The sequence below is a fragment of the Streptomyces sp. NPDC029139 genome (genome assembly GCF_055564335.1).
In genome coordinates this window covers 53,376-72,886 of sequence record NZ_JBVHWN010000019.1, presented here as the reverse complement: position 1 = coordinate 72,886, position 19,511 = coordinate 53,376, and the positions used below count along the sequence as shown (strand labels likewise).

Genomic DNA, 19,511 nt, shown 5'->3' with positions numbered 1-19,511 from the left:
TGGCGGCCCGTCAGTCCTTCACCGCCCCGCCCATTCCCGAGACCAGACGGCGCTGTACGAGGACGAAGAAGACGAGCACGGGGATCGTCATCACGGTCGACCCCGCCATGATCCCGCCCCAGTCGTTCTCGTCCGGCTTGAAGAAGACCAGCAGCGCCATCGGGAGCGTGGACTGCGAGGTGTCACTGATGAGGAAGGACTTGGCGAAGAGGAAGTCGTTCCAGGTCGAGATGAAGGAGAACACGCTCGTCGCCACGAGCCCCGGGAAGACCAGCGGGAACAGGATCTGCCACAGGAAGCGGGTCCGGCTCGCGCCGTCGATCTGGGCCTGTTCCTCCAGCGCCTCCGGGACCGCCTTCACGAACCCGCGCAGCATCCAGATCGCGAACGGCAGCGAGAAGGCGATGTGCGGCAGGATCAGCGAGCCCAGCGTGTTGAGCTGGCCGAAGTCCCGCATCAGGAAGAAGAGCGGGATCGTCAGCGCCTCGATCGGGACCATCTGGGCGACCAGGAACATGATCAGCAGCGTGGTCCGGAAGCGGAAGCGGAACCGGGTCACAGCCGTCGCCGCGAGGAACGCGATCAGCGCGGAGGCGAGGACGACCGTGCTCGCGACGATCAGCGAGTTGAGGAAGTACCGGCCGAACTCCTGCTGCTCGAAGACGCGCCGGAAGGAGTCGAGGGACGGGGACAGCGTCCACGGCCGGGGCTCGGTCGACTGGATCTCGCCGGCCGGCTTGAAGGCGGAGAGGACCATCCAGTACAGCGGGAAGGCGACGACGGCCGCGACGAGGAGGGCGGACGCCTCGGCGGCGAGCCGCCCCGGCCGCCGGATGCGGAACGCGTTCACAGTTCTTCTCCCTGACGGCGCAGCAGTCGGAGGTACACCAGCGTCACGGCGAGCAGGATCAGCAGCATGACGACGCCGATCGCCGAGCCGAGGCTGTACTCGGACGAGGCGAAGGCCTTCTGGTAGGCGTAGACGTTGAGGACGAGGTTCTGCCCGGCGATGCCGCCGCCGTTCGTCATCACGTAGATCTGGGTGAAGACCTTGAAGTCCCAGATGATCGACTGGATCGTGACGACGACCAGGATGGGACGCAGCATCGGCGCCGTGACCGAGCGCCAGATCCGCCACTGCGAGGCGCCGTCGAGCGCCGCGGCCTCCAGGACCTCGGACGGGATGGCCTTGATGCCCGCGTACACCGTCACCATCACGAACGGGAACGAGCACCAGACGACCTCGAGGAGGACGAGCGCGAAGGCGCTGTAGCGCCCGTACGTCCAGGAGAAGTCGCCGAGTCCCAGGACCCGGTTGACGGGCCCGAAGTCGGGGTCGAAGAGGAAGACCCAGACGGTGGAACCGGTGACGGCGGGGGTGGCCCAGGCGCCGAGCGCGGCCAGCATGAGGGCGAGGCGCGGCACGGCCCGTACGCGGGTCAGCAGGACCGCGAGGGCGCAGCCCACCGCGAGGGTGGTGACGACGCAGGCGGCGGCGAACAGGACCGTGGCGAGGAGGACCTGCCGGAACTGCGGGTCGGAGAAGAGGGCGGTGTAGTTCGCGAAGCCCCGGAAGGAGGTCGGTTCGCCACCGCTGACCTGGGCCTGGGTGTACTCCAGGAAGGAGATGAGCCCGAGTTGGTAGACGGGGTAGAGGAGCAGCCCGCCGAGGACGACGAGCGCGGGCAGGAGGTAGAGCCAGGGCGTCCATCCGGCGCGGCCGCGGGCGCCGGAGGGGGTGCGGCGCCGGGCCCGGGGGGCGCCGGAGGGGTGACGGGGCCGGGGGACCCTGCCTCCGGCCGTGCGTCCCTCGGGGGCCGTCCGCGTACCGTCCGGGACCGTGCTCGTCATCGGCCCGCTGCCGCGAAGGCCTCGTCCATCGCGCGGGCGGCGTCGTCCGAGGCGGTACGCACGTCCTTCCGGCCGCTGACGATCTCCTGGAACATCGTCGGGAGCACCAGCGAGGAGTCGATCGTGCCCCAGGCCGGGGAGGCGGGGACGAATCTGGCGCCGGCACCGAGGGAGTCGATGAAGGGCTTCACGAACGGTTCCCTCCGCGCCGCCCGCGCCCGCACGTCGGTGTAGGTCGGCAGGAAGCCCATCGCGTCGAAGAGCTTGCCCTGCGTCTCCTTCCCGGCCAGGGACTTCATCAGGTCGACGGCGAGGGTGCGGTGCGAACTGCTCTTCATCACGCCGAGGTTGTTGCCGCCGGCGAAGGGGGGAGCGATCGAGCCGGGCGTCACACCGGGCAGCGGGACGACCGCGTACTTGCCCTTGACGGTGCCCGCCTCGACCGCCGCGTGGCTGAAGTCGCCGCCGATCGCCATCGCGGCCTTGCCGGAGGCGAAGGCGGTGACGGTCGCGTTGCCTCCCATCTGAGCGCACTTGGCGGCCGGGCAGTTGTCGTCGCCGAAGAGGGAGGTGTAGGTGGTGATGCCCTTGCGGGCGGCCTCGCTGTTGACGGCGGCCTTGTACGAGGCGCCGTCCCGGGTCGCGAGGTCGCCGCCGTGGGCCCAGACGAACGGCATCGCGCCGTAGGTGTAGGCGCCGCCGACGGCGATGCCGTAGAGGCCGGGCTTGGCCTTGCGGATCTTCTTGGCCGTGGAGACGAGTTCGTCCTGCGTCTTGGGCGCGGAGAGTCCGAGCTCCTCGAAGACGTCGGTGCGGTAGTAGAGCGCGCGTACGCCGACGAAGAGCGGGGCGCCGTAGACCTTGCCGTCCACGGTGACGCCGGTCTTGGCGGCGGGGTCGGTGTCCTTGGCGTCGGTCCAGGCGCCGAACTCGGCGCTGATGTCGGCCAGTCCGCCGTCCTTCACGTAGCCGGCGGTGTCGGTGTTGCCGTACTCGATGAGGTCCGGGGCGGACTTCGGGTCGTTGAAGGCGGCCTTGATGCGCTGGGCGCGGGTGTCGACGGGGATGTACTCGACCTCGACCTGCGCCCCTTCGTGCCGCTGCTCGAAGGCGGCGACGGCCGCGTCGACGACCTGCTTCTTGGGCGCGTTGTTGACCTCCTGGAAGAGCCACACGCGCAGGGTGCCGCTCTTCTCGTCCGTCGTGGCCTTGCCGTCGGAGGTCTGCGGGGCGCAGGCGGTGGCGGTGAGACCGGCGAGGGCGAGGGCGGCGACCGGGGCGGCGATACGGGCAGAAAGCTTCATACGGGGGCTCCCACCAATCGACGTCGCAGCCGCCCGTTGCAACATGCGCAACGGGCGTTTCGTGCTGCACAACACGCGAGAGGTTAGGGCCGGACCAACGCCGCGACAAGTGGTCTCAACCACTCTGTGACCGGCCGAAGCAGCCCGTGCAACGCGAGACGGCCCCCGGTGGCGTACCGAAGTACGCGCACCGGGGGCCGTCCCCGCGGTCGGGAGCGAGCTACTTCTTGTCGCCGCCCTTGCCGCCCTTGTCCTTGTCCCCGCCGGCACCCATGGACTCGTAGATCTCCTTGCACATCGGGCAGACCGGGTACTTCTTGGGGTCGCGCCCCGGTACCCAGACCTTGCCGCACAGTGCCACCACGGGAGTGCCGTCGAGGGCGCTCGCCATGATCTTGTCCTTCTGGACGTAATGGGCGTAGCGCTCGTGGTCGCCGTCACCGTGGGACACCTGCGGCGTCGGCTCGACGAGGGTTCCCGTACCTGCCCCGCGCTCGGGCTCGAGAGTGCTCATGAGCACCAGGGTACTGAAGACCGGCGGGGTCAGTTGAGCGACGGGTCGTCCGGATACGTCGCCACCATCGCGAGGTCGCTCCGCTGGCGTCGCAGGACCTCCCGCCACAGGGTCTCGGGGCGCGGCGAGGAGACGTCGCCCGGTTCGGACTCGACCACGTACCAGGCGCCCTCGCCGAGTTCCGTCTCCAGTTGGCCCGGGCCCCAGCCGGCGTATCCGGCGAAGATCCGAAGGGAGCCCAGCGCGGGGCCGAGCAGCTCGGGCGGGGTCTCCAGGTCGACCAGTCCGATCGCGCCGAAGACCCGCCGCCAGCCGAGCGGCCCCTCGTCGCCGGGAATCACCGCCACGCCGAGCGCCGCGTCCAGCGAGACCGGGCCGCCCTGGAACACCACGCCCGGTTCGCCGGCGAGATCGGCCCAGGGCGCGAGGATGTCACCGACCGTGACAGGGGTCGGCCGGTTGAGGACCACACCGAGGGAGCCCTCGTCGTCGTGGTCCAGGAGCAGGACCACCGCGCGGTCGAAATTGGGGTCGGCCAGGGCGGGGCTCGCGACGAGCAGTCGCCCTGTGAGCGAGGACACCTCGGTCATGCGACACATGATCCCGCATCTTCGGCGATTACGGGGGTCGTCCGGCGCAGTGCACACGGACGGGACGGCGGCGCAGTTCAGGACCGATACGCGCGGCGCGCGCGGACACAAACGGACGGTGACGCTCCGCAAGATCGTATGAACAGAGGGTGTTGTGCCGAATTCATTACATCTGACAGGGCACCCGAACCTTCCAATGCGGGTGCTCCCGCCCCTTACCCTTTTCCCTGGCCCCCTGCCCGACCTCTCCGGAACGCGAGATTCATGACCGGCACAGACGATGTACTGCTTGTCCACGGCGGAACCCCGCTGGAGGGCGAGATCCGTGTCCGCGGCGCGAAGAACCTCGTGCCCAAGGCGATGGTCGCCGCCCTCCTCGGCAGCGGGCCGAGCCGACTGCGCAACGTGCCCGACATCCGTGACGTCCGCGTGGTCCGCGGGCTGCTGCAGCTGCACGGAGTGACGGTCCGTCCCGGCGAGGAGCCGGGTGAGCTGGTCCTCGACCCGACGCACGTCGAGTCCGCCAACGTGGCCGACATCGATGCCCACGCCGGTTCGTCGCGCATCCCGATCCTCTTCTGCGGCCCGCTGCTGCACCGCCTCGGCCACGCCTTCATCCCGGGCCTGGGCGGCTGCGACATCGGCGGACGGCCGATCGACTTCCACTTCGACGTGCTGCGTCAGTTCGGCGCGACGATCGAGAAGCGGGCGGACGGCCAGTACCTGGAGGCCCCGCAGCGACTGCGCGGCACCAAGATCCGTCTCCCGTACCCCTCGGTCGGCTCGACCGAGCAGGTGCTGCTCACGGCCGTACTGGCGGAGGGCGTCACCGAGCTCTCCAACGCCGCCGTGGAGCCGGAGATCGAGGACCTGATCTGCGTCCTGCAGAAAATGGGCGCGATCATCTCCATGGACACCGACCGCACCATCCGCATCACCGGTGTCGACCGGCTCGACGGTTACACGCACCGCGCGCTCCCGGACCGCCTGGAGGCGGCGTCCTGGGCGTCGGCGGCGCTGGCGACCGAGGGCAACATCTACGTCCGCGGCGCCCAGCAGCGGTCGATGATGACGTTCCTCAACACCTACCGGAAGGTGGGTGGCGCCTTCGAGATCGACGACGAGGGCATCCGCTTCTGGCACCCGGGCGGCTCGCTCAACGCGATCGCCCTGGAGACGGACGTGCACCCCGGTTTCCAGACCGACTGGCAGCAGCCGCTGGTGGTGGCGCTCACGCAGGCCGCGGGCCTCTCCATCGTCCACGAGACGGTGTACGAGTCCCGGCTGGGATTCACCTCCGCGCTGAACCAGATGGGTGCCCACATCCAGCTGTACCGGGAATGCCTGGGCGGCTCGGACTGCCGCTTCGGCCAGCGGAACTTCCTCCACTCGGCGGTCGTGTCCGGCCCCACCAAGCTCCAGGGCGCCGATCTGGTCATCCCGGACCTCCGGGGCGGCTTCTCGTACCTGATCGCGGCCCTGGCGGCGCAGGGGACCTCCCGTGTCCACGGCATCGACCTGATCAACCGCGGCTACGAGAACTTCATGGAGAAGCTCGTCGAGCTCGGCGCGAAGGTCGAGCTCCCGGGCCGCGCGCTCGTGTAAGGCACCTGCCTGGCCCGTACGGAGGCGAACGAAAGGGCGGCCACCCCCTGACAGGGTGGCCGCCCTTTCTACTGCCTACAGGCTGCTTACTTGCCCTTGGCGGCTTCCTTGAGCTTCGAGCCCGCGGAGACCTTCACGCTGTAGCCGGCCGGGATGTTGATCGGGTCGCCGGTCTGCGGGTTACGAGCGGTGCGAGCGGCACGGTGGGTGCGCTCGAAGGTCAGGAAGCCGGGGATGGTGACCTTCTCGTCGCCCTTGGCGACGACCTCGCCGACGGTCTCGGCGAGAGCGGCCAGCACGGCGTCGGCGTCCTTGCGGGTCACCTCGGCACGGTCGGCCAGGGCGGCCACCAGCTCACTGCGGTTCATGTTGTTACTCCCGTGTTCTTCTTGCCTGTGAGGCGTGCCACGCGGCGGAGCCGCATGTTGGGCACAGCGAAGCCGATGCTGCCAGGGCCCTCGGACAGTCCCCGGACCGGGTCTGCTTCCAGACCCTCGCGCCCGAATAGGCATCCTGCCCCCACCAGCGGCGGGAACGCCAATCCGGCACCCTCTGGGGTCACACGAAAAGCGCCACTGCCTCTGGCGTGGTGACGTTCCGTCGACTCCGCCGAAACTCTTCGAATCCGAACTACCACCCTAAAGGCGGGTTTACGGCACGGCGACCCGCGACGCGCCGCTCGGGCGGGCCGCGTGGGTCCGGTCACGGCCCACGCAGGCCCTCCAGGGCGCCGTCAGAGCCCGTTCGTCCCGCTGTCGACTCCCGCGGCCCCCGCCTTGGCGGCGGTGCGGACGGCGCCCGCCACGGCGCCCGCGACCTTGTCGTTGAAGACCGACGGGATGATGTAGTTCGGGTTCAGCTCGTCCTCGGTGACGACGTCGGCGAGGGCCGAGGCGGCCGCCAGCATCATCTCCGTGTTGACGGTGCGGGACTGGGCGTCCAGCAGGCCGCGGAAGACGCCGGGGAAGACCAGCACGTTGTTGATCTGATTGGGGAAGTCCGAGCGGCCGGTGGCCACCACGGCCGCCGTCTGGCGGGCGATCGCGGGGTCGACCTCGGGGTCCGGGTTCGCGAGCGCGAACACGATGGCGCCCTCCGCCATCGCGGCGACGTCGTCCGCGCCGAGCAGGTTCGGGGCGGAGACGCCGATGAAGACGTCCGCGCCGACGACGGCCTGCTTGAGGGTGCCGGTGACGCCCTCGGGGTTGGTGTTGTCGGCGATCCAGCGCAGCGGCGAGTCCTTCTCGGCCCCGACGAGGTCCTCGCGGCCGGCGTGCACGACACCGTGGATGTCGGCGACGACGGCGTGCTTCACGCCAGCGGCGATGAGCAGCTTGAGGATGGCCGTACCGGCCGCGCCGGCGCCGGACATGACGACGCGTACGTCCCCGATTCCCTTGCCCACCACGCGCAGGGCGTTGGTGAGGGCGGCGAGGACGACGATCGCGGTGCCGTGCTGGTCGTCGTGGAAGACGGGGATGTCGAGGGCCTCGCGCAGGCGGGCCTCGATCTCGAAGCAGCGGGGGGCGGAGATGTCCTCGAGGTTGATGCCCGCGAAGCCGGGGGCGATCGCCTTGACGACCTCCACGATCGCGTCGGGGTCCTGGGTGTCCAGGCAGATCGGCCAGGCGTCGATGCCGGCGAAGCGCTTGAAGAGGGCCGCCTTGCCCTCCATGACGGGCAGCGCGGCCTTGGGGCCGATGTTGCCGAGGCCGAGGACGGCGGAGCCGTCCGTCACGACTGCGACGGAGTTGCGCTTGATGGTGAGGCGGCGGGCGTCCTCGGGGTTCTCGGCGATCGCCATGCAGACCCGGGCCACACCCGGGGTGTAGATCATGGAGAGGTCGTCGCGGTTGCGGATGGGGTGCTTGGACGCCATCTCGATCTTGCCGCCGAGGTGCATCAGGAACGTACGGTCGGAGACCTTGCCGAGGGTGACGCCCTCGATGGTGCGCAGCTGCTCGACGATCTCGTCGGCGTGCGCGGTGGAGGTCGCCGCGATGGTGACGTCGATCCGCAGCTTCTCGTGGCCGGAGGCCGTGACGTCGAGGCCGGTGACGGAACCGCCGTGGGACTCCACCGCCGTGGTGAGCTGGGAGACCGCGGTTCCGCTGGCGGGAACCTCCAGCCTGACCGTCATCGAGTACGAGACGCTGGGCGCCGTTGCCATGGCCGAGTTCCTCTGCTTTCCCTGAGCTTCGTTGCTACGCCGCCCCGGCTGGTTGCCCGGCGGCGCCCTCCGATGGTCGCACCTACCTGTCGGTAGCAGGTAATGCGGTCATTTTGTTTTCGGAAAGTAGTTTCCACCATACGAGAACCTGGGGGGAAACAGAAGAGGTCCCCGCCACCCAGGGGTGACAGGGACCTCAACTTCGTAGCTATGCACGAGGTGGCACCGACCCGCCATGCTCGCCTCGCGGCAAGTGGTCCCTCTGAGGGACGAAGGTTGGGCCCGGGGGCTTGGATCGAGCCGGTGCCATAGACAGGCTAACAAACCACTCTGGCAAGTGATTCCTGCGACGCAGGTTGACCGGAAATCAGTCCCTGAGCAGGTCGGGGACTCCGTCCGCGTCAGGCACGTCACGGGCCCCCGACACCACCGTGAGCTGCTGCGTGGCGCGGGTCAGCGCCACGTACAGCACCCGCAGGCCGGCCGGCGACTCGTCCGCGATCTCCGCAGGCGAGACCACCACCGTGGCGTCGTACTCCAGGCCCTTGGCCTCCAGCGAGCCCAGCGCCACCACCCGGTCGCCGAGCTCGGCCAGCCAGCGGGCGGCCTGCTCGCGCCGGTTCATGGCAACCACGACACCGACGGTGCCGTCCACCCGTTCGAGCAGCCGGCGCGCCTCGTTCCGTACGGTTTCGGCCAGATCGGCCTTCTCGGCCACGGACACGAAACGCGGTTCCACGCCCGTCGACCGGACCGCGCGCGGAGACGTGCTGCCGGGCATGGCGAGGGCGAGCACCTTGGCCGCCAGCTCGGCGATCTCGGCGGGGTTGCGGTAGTTCACGGTCAGCTCGAAGCGGCGCCGGGGGCGGCTGCCGAGCGCCTCGTCCCGGGCCTCGGCGGCCTCGTCGGGCGTCGACCAGGAGGACTGTGCCGGGTCGCCCACGATCGTCCAGGTCGCGTGCCGGCCGCGCCGCCCGACCATCCGCCACTGCATGGGGGTGAGGTCCTGGGCCTCGTCGACGATGACGTGCGCGTACTCGGTGCGCTCGGCCGCGAGCCGTTCGGCCCGCTCCCACTGCGTCTCCTCCCGTACGGGCATCAGCTCCTCCAGCCCCGTCAGCTGGTCCAGCGGGTCGTACTCCCGCTTCTTGCGGGGCCGGGCCGGGGCGCCGAGGAGGCTGTGCAGCTCGTCGAGGAGCGCCACGTCGTGCACCGAGAGCGCGTCACGGCGCAGGGAGCGGGCGACGCGGCGGACCTCGCCCGGGTTGAGGATGCGCCGGGCCCAGCGGCCGAGGCGCTTCTCGTCGGCCATCGCGTCGAGGACCTGCCGCGGGGTGAGCTCGGGCCACCAGGCGTCGAGGAAGGAGAGGAACGAGTCCTCGGTGGAGACGTCCTCGTCGAAGGAGGAGCGCAGCTCGGCGGCGAGCTCGGGGTCGCTGTGCCGGCCGACGGCGCCGGACTTGGCGTACAGCGCGTCGAGCAGCAGGCGGCGGGCGCGCGGGCGCAGCAGGTTGACGGGCGCGGAGCCGCCGAGCACGGTGTGCCGGATGCGCTGGAGCTCGTCGGCCTCCAGCTCGATCCGGCGGCCGAAGGCGACGACCCGGAGGCGGGTGGGGGTGCCGGCCGGCGCCGGAGCGGCCTCGTCGTCCCCCAGGGCGAGCTGGGCCTGGGCCTTCGGCGCGGGGGTCTCCAGGGCTCCGCGGGCCGCCTTGCGCAGGACGGCGACCATGCGGGAGGAGCCCTTGACGCGGGCCACGGCCGGCTCGTCGTACGTGGTGGCCTCGGCCCCGACCGCGTCCTGGGCGAGTGACCCGAGTGCGCGGATGGCGACCTGGCCCTCCTCGCCGAGCGAGGGCAGGACGCCCTCCGTGTAGGAGACGAGCAGCGGGGTCGGGGAGACGATGAGGATGCCGCCCGCGTAGCGCCGCCGGTCCTGGTAGAGCAGATAGGCCGCGCGGTGCAGGGCGACCGCCGTCTTTCCGGTGCCCGGTCCGCCCTCGACGTACGTGACGGAGGCGGCGGGCGCGCGGATGACCAGGTCCTGCTCGGCCTGGATGGAGGAGACGATGTCGCGCATGGTGTGGCTGCGGGCCTGACCGAGCGCGGCCATCAGGGCGCCGTCGCCGATCACCGGCAGCTCGCGTCCGCCGAGCGTGGCCTTCAGCTCCGGGCGCATCAGGTCGTCCTCGACGCCGAGGACCTTGCGGCCCTTGGAACGGATGACGCGGCGGCGCACCACCCGGCCGGGGTCGACCGGGGTGGAGCGGTAGAAGGGCGCGGCCGCGGGGGCGCGCCAGTCGATGACGAGCGGCGCGTAGTCGGAGTCGAGGACGCCGATCCGGCCGATGTGGAGGGTTTCCCCGATCTCGGCCGTGTTGTCGGGCCGTACGGCGTCCTCGGCGGGCTCGACGGAGGTGTAGGCACCGTCGGGGCCCTTCGTGCCGTCCTTGCCGTACAGCAGGTCGATCCGGCCGAAGAGGAAGTCCTCGAACTCGTTGTTGAGCCGGTTGAGGTGGATACCGGCCCGGAACACCTGGGCGTCGCGCTCGGCGAGCGCGCCGGGCGTGCCGACCTGACCGCGCTGGGCGGCGTCGTTCATCAGGAACTCCGCCTCGCGGATCTTCTCCTCGAGACGGCGGTAGACCTGATCCAGATGTTCCTGCTCGACACCGATCTCACGGTCCCGGACCGTGTCCAGGGTGTCCACGGCTTCCTGCGCGGCCACTAAGGCCCCCTTCTGACGTGCACTGGGCAGCCGTCGAGCGTACGCCACAGGGGGCCGAAATGTCAGGCGTCCACCTCCACGAGGCGTTCGCCGTCGAAGGTCCGGACCTCGAAACGGTCGATGTCGTCGCGCTCCATGGCCGCTCCGCCGTGCACGTACAGCGGGTTCTTGGCGCTCTCCTGGGGGGCGTCGGGGATGCCGTACCCCCATTCCGGCACGGCCCAGGAGGTGACGACCTCCTCGTCTCCGCTCTTGGAGACGGCGACGAGCCGGCACTTGAGGGGGCCCTTGACGTTCTTGAGTTCGAGGACGGCGTGGGTGCCCCAGCCCTTCTTCTCCATGCCGACGGTGGCGCTGACCTTGGTCGTGGCGTCGGTCGCCCGGATCTTCTCCTCCATGTGTTGGAAGAAGGCGTCCTCGGCGGGGCTGGTGGGGTGCGGGTCGATCGCCCGGTTCTCCTTGCCTCCGCCGGAGGTGGCGACGACGGCGACGGCGGGGCCGCCGACGACGAGGACGGCGGCGGCCGCGACGAGCGCGAGGGTCCGGCGGCGGGAGCGCGCCCGCTGGGTGCCGACCTCGTCGATGAGCCGGTCGAGGAGCGGGGGCCGGGGCTCGGAGGTGTCGCGGGCGGAGGTGTCGCGTGCCACGCGGACGCGGCGCGGGCCGGGCGGGGCGGGCGGCCGGGGCGCGAAGGCGTCGAAGACGTCGTCGGCGTACGGGTCCGTGCCCGCACGTCCGGTGAACGCGTCCCGGGCCCGGACGGTCCCGGCGTCGGCGTCCGCCTCGGAGCCGTACACGTCGCCGGTGGCGCCCGTCGGTGGGCCGGCGTCGGCCAGCAGGGCCAGCATCGGCTCCATCCCGGCGAACTCCTCCACGTGCGCGGTGCAGAGGTCGCAGCCGACGAGGTGCGCCTCGAAGGCGGCGGCGTCGGCGTCGTCCAGGATGCCGAGTACGTACGCACCCGCGGCGTCGTGCGGCGGTGTCATGCCGTACGTCATGCCGATACCCCCCTCTCCTCCAGCGCGAGCTTCATCGAACGCAGTGCGTAGAACACCCGGGAACGCACGGTCCCGGCGGGTATGCCGAGCGTCTCGGCCGCCTCGTTGACCGTACGCCCCTTGAAGTAGGTCTCGACCAACACTTCCCGGTGGGCGGGGGTCAAATCGTCGAGCGCGTCAGAGAGCGTCATCAGCCACAGCGCCTTGTCGATCTCGTCCTCCGCGGGCAGGACCTCGAGCGGTGACGGATCCACCTCCTGCGGCCGGGCCTGCCGGCTTCGGTGGCCGTCGATGACGATGCGCCGGGCGACCGTCACCAGCCAAGGTCGGACGGAGCCGGTCGCCCGGTTGAGCCGGCCGGCGTTCTTCCAGGCACGAATGAGCGTCTCCTGCACGACGTCCTCGGCGCGCTGGCGGTCGCCGGCGACGAGGCGCAGTACATAGGCGAGCAGGGGTCCGGCGTGTTCGCGGTAGAGGGCACGCATCAACTCCTCGTCGGGGACGTCGAGTCGGAAGCGTGACACCTCGCTGCGATGCCGGGCCCGATGCGGACGGTCATCGGCCACGGCCGCATCCTTGCGCACCTGAACCTCCCGGTCGAGACCTTGTTGTCGCTCAGAGGTACGCGGCGGGGGCGGGTTCTTCTCAATGGTGCGCGAGGTTTTTTCAGACGGTCACGATCCCGCGCCGGGCTGCCCGATGTCGGGCAACCCGCTCACGGTTACCGCAGGTCCCGCTGGAGCACCAGCGCCGGCGGCGTCCGCGCGACGTATCGAGGTAGCAGCGGGCGCAGTTGTCGCCCTCACACCGTCTGAGGAGGGCGCGGGCGGCCGGGTCCGTGAGGAGGTCGACGGCGTCCCGTGCGACGGCGGCGAGCAGCGCGCGGCAGTCGGGTTCGTCGCACAACGTCCGTACGAGCGCCCCGCCTTCCGTGCGGACGGCGCGAGGCGCGGGTGGGGCGGAGGCGGCGGCGAGCTCGTTGAGCCGCTCCAGGGCGGGGTCGGCCCGGCGGCCGTCGAGCTGGGCACTCACCAACTCCACGACGCACTCGCGCAGTTCGCGGAAGCGGACGAGCCAGTGGGCGTCGAGGGCGCGCAGTGGGGTGGCGGCCGGGACGAGGCCGGTGGTGCGCAGGAAGGCGTCGAGCGCCTGGGTGCGGTCGAGCGGCTGGGCGGCCAGATCCAGGCAGATCCGCCCGGCATCGAACCGTACGGTCATGACCCTGTCACCACCTCGCGGTCGGGGGGCTGGTCGGGCGCCCGACCAGAGTGCCCCTCGAACCCGCCGCCGACTAGCCCCTCGGCGGCGGATCCAGCCCCTCGGCGGCGGATCGCGGCGGCGGATCGCCGTGGAGGATCCGCCGGAACAGGTGGCGGGCCCGCCGGGAGGGGGCTCGGGCCCCCGTTCCCTACTCGTCCGCGTACTTCGTGTCCGCCACCGGGTCCAGCGCCAGCCGGTAGCCCCGCTTGACCACCGTCTGGATCAGCTTCGGAGTCCCGAGGGCCGTCCGCAGCCGGGCCATCGCCGTCTCCACGGCGTGCTCGTCGCGGCCGGCGCCCGGGAGCGCGCGCAGCAGGTCGGCGCGGGAGACGACCCAGCCCGGTCGCCTGGCCAGGGTGTCGAGCAGCGCCATCCCGGCAGGCGGGACCGGGTGCAGCCGGCCGTCGACGAGGACCGCGTGGCCGCGGATCTCGACGCGGTGGCCGGCCACCGGGAGCGTGCGGGCCCGGGAGGGCAGTTCCTGGCAGAGCAGCTGCACCAGCGGTCCGAGCCGGAAGCGCTCGGGCTGCAGCGTGTCGATGCCGTGCGCCTGGAGCGGCAGCGCCGTCACCGGCCCCACGCACACGGAGAGCACCTCCTGCCGCAGCGCCGCGAGGAGCTCCGGCAGCACGCCCCTGTCCTGCGCCCGGGTCAGCAGGGACGCGGCGGCCGGTGCGCTGGTGAAGGTCACCGCGTCCAGGGTGCCTGCCAGCACCCCGTCGAGCAGCCGGTCCAGCGGCCCGATGTCCTCCGGCGGCATCCACCGGTAGACCGGTACGCCGACGACCTCGGCACCGCCCGCCGTCAGCGCCTCCACGAACCCGGGAAGGGGCTCCCCGTGCAGCTGGAGGGCGATCCGCCGCCCGGTCACCCCCTCGGCCAGCAGCCGGTCGAGGACCTCGGCCATGGACTCGGACGACGGGGACCACGACTCGGTGAGCCCCGCCGCCCGCACCGCGCCCTTGACCTTGGGGCCGCGGGCGAGGAGTTCCACGCCCCGCAGGCAGCCGAGGAGCTCCTCGCCGTAACCCCAGCCGTCCGCCGCCTCCACCCAGCCGCGGAAGCCGATCGCCGTGGTGGCGACGACGACGTCCGGGGCGTGGTCGATCAGTTCCTTGGTGGCGGCGAGCAGTTCCGTGTCGTCCGCGAGCGGCACGATCCGGAGTGCCGGGCCGTGGACCACGGCCGCGCCACGGCGGCGAAGGAGCGCGCTCAGCTCGTCCGCGCGCCGCGCCGCCGTGACTCCGACGGTGAACCCCGCGAGGGGACCCTGCTCTTGCTCGTACATGACGACTGAGCCTGACGGGGATGCGTGACAGACTCGGTTCGCCGGTATTTCCTGGCCGTTACGGACCACTCCGGATCACACCTCGGCGTAGCCGAGCCGCGGCGACGTCTCGCCCGACGCACCTGCCGCGCCCTCCGCCGTGTCCGGTACGACCGGCGGGCGGCGAAGGTATACCGCCCAGGTCACGACCATGCAGGCGGCGTAGAAGGCGAGGAAGGAGACGAAGGCCGCGGTGCCGGTGCCGGCCGTCTGGAAGGACTGCCGGAAGGCGAGGTTGATGCCGAGCCCGCCGAGCGCGCCCACGGCGCCGATCAGGCCCATGGAGGCCCCGGAGAGCCTGCGGCCGTACGCCTCCGCCTCCTCGCCCGTCAGGCCCTTGCGGTGGCCCTGCGCGAGGAAGATCGCGGGGATCATCTTGTACGTGGAGCCGTTGCCGAGGCCCGTCAGGACGAAGAGCACGATGAAGCCGACCAGGAAGACGGCGAGCGACTCGATGACGGAGGCGTAGATCACGACGCTGGTCGCCACCGCCATGCCGGCGAAGTTGCCCAGGGTGATGCGGGCGCCGCCGTACTTGTCGGCGAGCGAGCCGCCGATGGGCCGGATCAGCGAGCCGAGCAGCGGTCCGATGAAGGTGAGCGAGGCCGCCTGGAGCGGGGTCCGGCCGAACTGGGTCTGCAGGACCAGGCCGAAGGCGAAGCTGTAGCCGATGAAGGACCCGAAGGTGCCGATGTAGAGGAAGGCCATGATCCAGGTGTGCTTCGCCGCCACGGCCTCCTTGACCGCCCCGGTGTCGTTCTTCACCGGCGCGAGGTTGTCCATGAAGAGCGCGGAGCACACGGCGGCGACGATGATGAGCGGGATGTAGACGCCCAGGACGATCCGCGGGTGCAGGGCGCCGGCGGTGCCGATGACGAGCAGGCCGACGAGCTGGACGACGGGGACGCCGATGTTGCCGCCGCCGGCGTTGAGGCCGAGGGCCCAGCCCTTCTTCCGCAGCGGGAAGAAGGCGTTGATGTTGGTCATGGAGGAGGCGAAGTTGCCACCGCCGACGCCGGTGAGCGCGGCCACCAGCAGGAAGGTGCTGTACGAGGTGCCCGGCTCCATCACCGCGTAGGCCAGCCCGGTCGGCAGGAGGAGCAGCAGCGCGCTGACGATCGTCCAGTTCCGGCCGCCGAACCGGGCGACGACGAAGGTGTACGGGATCCGGATGAGCGCGCCGACGAAGGTGGCGGTCGCGATCAGGAAGAACTTCCCCGCCGGGTCGATGCCGTACTGCGGTCCCATGAACAGGACCATGACCGACCACAGGCTCCAGATGGAGAAGCCGATGTGCTCGGAGAACACGGAGAAGAGAAGATTCCGCCGGGCGATCCGCTCTCCTTGTTCACGCCAGAAGGTCTCGTCCTCCGGCTCCCACCGTTCGATCCACCGGCCGCCCATCACGTACCTCCACGGTGTCGGGTCCCGAGCGTCCAGATGCTCTGGACCTCTTGCCGGAGACGCTAGAGCGGCAGCGTTTCAGGCCGGTGGCGGGAAGTGACACGTACGGAACCTTGCTCTCACCCGGCGCACCCGCCCGGTGTGAGCGCCGGGGGCGCGGGAGGCACTCGGGCCGCCGGGCCGGACGGATTCATGTCCGCCGGGCGGGGCGGATTCAGGGCCGCCGACGGGGCGGACGGAGGGCCGCCGGGCCGGGCGGGCCCGGGGCCGCCGGCTCAGGCGGGCGGCAGGCCCGGCTCTCCCTCGGGCAGCCAGGCTCCCTCGGGGCGCCGCAGCCAGCCCTCCCGTGCGCCGATCTCCGTCGCCGCCGCGCGCAGCGCGTCCAGGCCGGGGTGACGCAGGCCCTTGCGCCACACCATGCTGACCGGGGAGAGCGGCACGGGGTCGACGAGGGGCCGCAGCACGCTGCCTGGCATCGGCGGGAAGTCGACGGCCGCGAGGACCGGGGTGCCGAGTTTGGCCATGATCCGGTGGAACTCCTCCTTCCCCACCGCCATGGGCGCCGGCGGTGCGACCGCGATGCCCCGCCCGGCGAAGAGCCGGGTGGCCAGGTCGGTCCACTCCCCCGTGCGCTCGTTGCCCGCGCCCGCGTAGACGGTCTCGCCCGCGAGCGCGGCCAGCGGGACGGAGGGCAGCCCCGCCAGCGGATGGCCCTCGGGCAGCAGCACCGCCATCGGCTCGTACCGTACGAACTGCGTGTCCAGCCGTGCCCGCGTGCCCGGCGGGAGCCCGCCGTACCGGCCGAAGGAGACGTCCAGCGTGCCGGCGAGGATCTGCGCGGCGGCCCCGGTCAGCCCGCTCTCGAAGCGGGCCATCAGCTCCGGTTCGGGAACGAGTTCGCGCGCCCGCTCCAGGACGCGGCAGTGGAAGAGACCCACGCTGTTGAGGTCGACGAGCAGCGGCCGGTGGTTCGTCCGGAACGCGTCGGTGAGCTCGTCGCAGGCGGCCAGGACCCGGCGCGCGTAAGGGAGGAGGCGTTCGCCGTCCGGGGTGAGCGTCACCTGCCGGGTGGTCCGCACGAACAGGTCCGCGCCGAGCTCGCGCTCCAGGCGGCGGACGTCGCGGCTGAGCGCCTGCTGCGCCACGTAGAGCCGGGCGGCGGCGCGGGTGAAGTGCAGTTCCTCGGCGACGGCGGTGAAGGCGCGCAGGAGCCGTGGGTCGATGTCGTACGAAGTGGCCACCCCGCATTCAACAACGCAGACGCGTGAATGGCCATGGAGTAGGTGTTGGACCACTCGGGGCCGCTCCCCCGAGGCTTTCCCCATGCCGCACCACGATCTGACGCTCACCCCCGCGGGCCCGGCGCTCGCCCCGCGCTACCGCGACCCCCGCACCCCGGTCTCCGCTCCCGCCAACCCCTACCTGCGGCTCTTCGCCATACCGGGCACCCGGGCCTTCACCCTCGGCAACCTGCTGGCCCGGCTGCCCATGGGCATGTTCAGCGTCAGCGCGGTGATCATGATCGCCGGGGCGTACGGCTCGTACGCCCTCGCCGGCGCCGTCACCGCCACGGGCCTGGCGGCCATGGCGGTCGTCGGGCCGTGGACGGCGCGGCTCGTCGACCGGTACGGGCAGGCGCGGGTCGCCGTCCCCGCCACCGCGGTCGCCGCGCTCGGGTCGCTGGCGGTCCTGCTGTGCGTCCACCACCGGGCACCGGCCTGGACGCTCTTCGTCGCCTACGCCGCGACGTCCACCTGCCCCAACACCGGAGGCATGTCCCGCGCCCGCTGGGCCCACCTCTTCCGCGACGACCCGGAGTCCCTGCACACCGCCAACGCTTTCGAGCAGGCCGCCGACGAGCTCTGCTTCATGCTCGGCCCGGTCCTCGCCGCGTTCCTCTGCTCGGCGCTGTTCCCCGAGGCCGGCACCCTCGTCGGGGCGATCCTGCTGCTCACCGGCGTTCTCCTCTTCGCGGCCCAGCGCTCCACCGAACCGCCGGTCGCGCCCCGCTCCACCGCCTCGGCGGGCTCGCTGCTGCGCCTCACCGGCCTGGCTCCTCTGCTCGGGGTGTTCCTGGCCACGGGCGCGGTCTTCGGCGCGATGGAGGTCGTCACGCTGGCGCACGTGGACGGCCCGGTGGCGGGCCCGGTCCTCGCCCTCCAGGCCGCGGGCTCCTGCGCGGCGGGCCTGCTCTACGGCCGCGCCCGGCGCACGGCCCGGCTGCGCACCTGTCTGGCGGCCATGACCGTCCTGATGTGCCTGCCTCTGATCGGCGCCTCGACCGGCTCGCTCCTCGCCCTCGCGGGCGGGCTGCTGGCGGCGGGCGTGGCGACCGCCCCGACGATGGTCACGGGCATGGCGCTGATCCAGGGCGTGACCCCGGCGGGCCGGCTCAACGAGGGCATGACGCTGGCGGTGACCGCGCTCCTCGGCGGTGTCGCGGCCGGCTCGGCCGCGGGCGGCTGGACGGTCGAGCACGCCCCGACGACGACGTACGGCTTTCTGATACCGGTCATGGCGGCGGGTCTGGCCTTCGCCCTGTGCGCGGCGGCCCGGCCGGACCGCCGGACCGCCAGCCGGGTCCTGCGCAGCGGCTCGCAGGCGCCCTCCCGGCGTGCGGCATGACGAAGGCCCGGCAGTCGTGACGACTACCGGGCCTTCGCCCACATGGGATGAGGTGTCCGGGCGGGGCATGCCCCCTCGGACGCTCGGTGGAGATGGCGGGAATCGAACCCGCGTCCAACGGTGCAGAATCAGGGCTTCTCCGTGTGCAGTCCGCTACGAGTTTCTCAGCCCCGGAGATCACGCGGACAAGTCTCCGACGGGCTCAGTCACTGTTTGATTTCCCTCAGGCCCCCGTGACCGGGGCTAGAGGTTTAGATCCCTTGATGACGCCAGGATCCGGGTCGGGACCATCCCCGGGCTGACGCTCCTCACAGAGGCTTCTGCTCGTTACCTAAAATTAGGCAGCGAGGGCGAAGCGGGAGTTATCGCTCTTGGAGTTGGCGATTATTGGTTGCGACATATGGTTTACGAGATCATTGCCGCTTCCTCGACACGCTTCCCCTGCTTCGACATCCGCTGTCGAAACCGATCATCCCCATGTTGATTTTTCAAAGACGCACCCGCTGTCGAGGTGCGGGGCCCATCGTACGTGAACAACGGGTGCCGTTGCCAGCGTATTCCCGCGGGCCCGGCCGGCCCGGGAGGCCGGTCAGACCTGAGCGGCCCGCTGGCGCCGCTTCGCCGCCGCGATCGCGCGGTTCGTCTCCCGCGTGTCCTGCTTCTCGCGCAGCGTCTGCCGCTTGTCGTACTCCTTCTTGCCCTTGGCGAGCGCGATCTCGACCTTGACGCGGCCGTTCAGGAAGTACAGGGCGAGAGGCACGATCGTGTGCCCCGTCTCCTGCGACTTGGCCTCCAGCTTGTCGATCTCCTCGCGGTGCAGCAGCAGCTTCCGCTTCCGCTTCGCCGCGTGGTTGGTCCAGCTGCCCTGGAAGTACTCCGGGACGTGGATGTTGTGCAGCCACGCCTCGTGCCCGTCGATCTGGACGAAGCCGTCGACGAGCGACGCCCGGCCCATCCGGAGCGACTTCACCTCGGTGCCCATGAGCACCACACCGCACTCGTAGGTGTCGACGATGTGGTAGTCGTGGCGCGCCTTCTTGTTCTGCGCGATGATCTTGCGCTCAGGACCCTTCTCGGCGTCCTTCTTCTTGGCAGGCTTGCCCTGCACGTTCACGAGTCCCTTTGCCATAGTGCGGCC

General features: G+C 71.1%; 17 protein-coding genes and 1 other RNA gene. 2 read left to right on the top strand and 16 right to left on the bottom strand.

Features of this window, described 5'->3' with window-relative positions; genetic code table 11:
* Positions 1-10: 10 nt before the first annotated feature.
* The 5 genes from ACZ4VW_RS30195 to ACZ4VW_RS30175 form a co-directional block, all read right to left on the bottom strand.
* Positions 11-850 carry a carbohydrate ABC transporter permease gene (locus ACZ4VW_RS30195; RefSeq protein WP_467967901.1) on the bottom strand — a complete coding sequence of 280 codons (840 nt, stop codon included), beginning with the start codon at positions 848-850 and terminating at the stop codon, positions 11-13.
* Positions 847-1,851, bottom strand: a complete 1,005-nt coding sequence (locus ACZ4VW_RS30190; RefSeq protein WP_467967899.1) for a carbohydrate ABC transporter permease — start codon at positions 1,849-1,851, stop codon at positions 847-849. Before ACZ4VW_RS30190 ends, ACZ4VW_RS30195 begins: the two co-directional genes overlap by 4 nt.
* Positions 1,848-3,155, bottom strand: coding sequence for an extracellular solute-binding protein (locus ACZ4VW_RS30185; RefSeq protein WP_467967897.1), 1,308 nt, complete (start codon positions 3,153-3,155; stop codon positions 1,848-1,850). The genes ACZ4VW_RS30190 and ACZ4VW_RS30185 overlap by 4 nt, the downstream gene beginning before the upstream one ends.
* 220 nt (positions 3,156-3,375) lie before the next feature.
* Positions 3,376-3,669, bottom strand: a complete 294-nt coding sequence (locus ACZ4VW_RS30180; RefSeq protein WP_467967895.1) for a DUF3039 domain-containing protein — start codon at positions 3,667-3,669, stop codon at positions 3,376-3,378.
* Between the two features lie 29 nt (positions 3,670-3,698).
* Positions 3,699-4,259, bottom strand: a complete 561-nt coding sequence (locus tag ACZ4VW_RS30175; protein ID WP_467967893.1) for a YqgE/AlgH family protein — start codon at positions 4,257-4,259, stop codon at positions 3,699-3,701.
* A 264-nt stretch (positions 4,260-4,523) separates the two neighbouring features.
* Between ACZ4VW_RS30175 and murA the strand changes: the two genes are divergently transcribed.
* A complete protein-coding gene (gene murA, locus ACZ4VW_RS30170) occupies positions 4,524-5,864 on the top strand; it encodes a UDP-N-acetylglucosamine 1-carboxyvinyltransferase (RefSeq protein ID WP_467967891.1) in 1,341 nt (446 codons plus the stop codon).
* 86 nt (positions 5,865-5,950) lie between these two features.
* Here the strand turns inward: murA and ACZ4VW_RS30165 are convergent, their stop codons facing one another.
* The 9 genes from ACZ4VW_RS30165 to ACZ4VW_RS30125 form a co-directional block, all read right to left on the bottom strand.
* Positions 5,951-6,232: an HU family DNA-binding protein gene (locus ACZ4VW_RS30165; RefSeq protein WP_017237029.1), complete on the bottom strand. Its 282-nt coding sequence runs from the start codon at positions 6,230-6,232 to the stop codon at positions 5,951-5,953.
* A 365-nt stretch (positions 6,233-6,597) separates the two neighbouring features.
* Entirely contained in the window at positions 6,598-8,034 is a 1,437-nt protein-coding gene (locus tag ACZ4VW_RS30160) for an NAD-dependent malic enzyme (RefSeq protein ID WP_467967889.1), read from the bottom strand.
* A gap of 367 nt (positions 8,035-8,401) precedes the next feature.
* Positions 8,402-10,759 carry a HelD family protein gene (locus ACZ4VW_RS30155; protein ID WP_467967887.1) on the bottom strand — a complete coding sequence of 786 codons (2,358 nt, stop codon included), beginning with the start codon at positions 10,757-10,759 and terminating at the stop codon, positions 8,402-8,404.
* Between the two features lie 62 nt (positions 10,760-10,821).
* A complete protein-coding gene (locus ACZ4VW_RS30150; protein WP_467967885.1) occupies positions 10,822-11,757 on the bottom strand; it encodes a zf-HC2 domain-containing protein in 936 nt (311 codons plus the stop codon).
* A complete protein-coding gene (locus ACZ4VW_RS30145; RefSeq protein ID WP_355112498.1) occupies positions 11,754-12,341 on the bottom strand; it encodes a sigma-70 family RNA polymerase sigma factor in 588 nt (195 codons plus the stop codon). Before ACZ4VW_RS30145 ends, ACZ4VW_RS30150 begins: the two co-directional genes overlap by 4 nt.
* A gap of 82 nt (positions 12,342-12,423) precedes the next feature.
* Positions 12,424-12,975, bottom strand: a complete 552-nt coding sequence (locus ACZ4VW_RS30140) for a CGNR zinc finger domain-containing protein (protein WP_467967883.1) — start codon at positions 12,973-12,975, stop codon at positions 12,424-12,426.
* 190 nt (positions 12,976-13,165) lie between these two features.
* Positions 13,166-14,305, bottom strand: a complete 1,140-nt coding sequence (locus tag ACZ4VW_RS30135) for a uroporphyrinogen-III synthase (RefSeq protein ID WP_467967881.1) — start codon at positions 14,303-14,305, stop codon at positions 13,166-13,168.
* 75 nt (positions 14,306-14,380) lie between these two features.
* Positions 14,381-15,748, bottom strand: a complete 1,368-nt coding sequence (locus tag ACZ4VW_RS30130) for a nitrate/nitrite transporter (protein WP_467967879.1) — start codon at positions 15,746-15,748, stop codon at positions 14,381-14,383.
* A gap of 275 nt (positions 15,749-16,023) precedes the next feature.
* The gene (locus ACZ4VW_RS30125) at positions 16,024-16,989 is read right to left on the bottom strand and encodes a LysR family transcriptional regulator (protein WP_467967877.1); all 966 of its coding nucleotides are present in this window, start codon (positions 16,987-16,989) and stop codon (positions 16,024-16,026) included.
* 82 nt (positions 16,990-17,071) lie between these two features.
* Between ACZ4VW_RS30125 and ACZ4VW_RS30120 the strand changes: the two genes are divergently transcribed.
* Complete coding sequence (locus ACZ4VW_RS30120; RefSeq protein ID WP_467967875.1) at positions 17,072-18,373, top strand: MFS transporter; 1,302 nt, start codon at positions 17,072-17,074, stop codon at positions 18,371-18,373.
* Positions 18,374-18,457: 84 nt separating this feature from the next.
* Here the strand turns inward: ACZ4VW_RS30120 and ssrA are convergent.
* Positions 18,458-18,850, bottom strand: a transfer-messenger RNA (tmRNA) gene (gene ssrA / locus ACZ4VW_RS30115).
* 112 nt (positions 18,851-18,962) lie between these two features.
* The gene (smpB, locus tag ACZ4VW_RS30110; protein ID WP_467967873.1) at positions 18,963-19,502 is read right to left on the bottom strand and encodes an SsrA-binding protein SmpB; all 540 of its coding nucleotides are present in this window, start codon (positions 19,500-19,502) and stop codon (positions 18,963-18,965) included.
* Positions 19,503-19,511 lie beyond the last annotated feature (9 nt).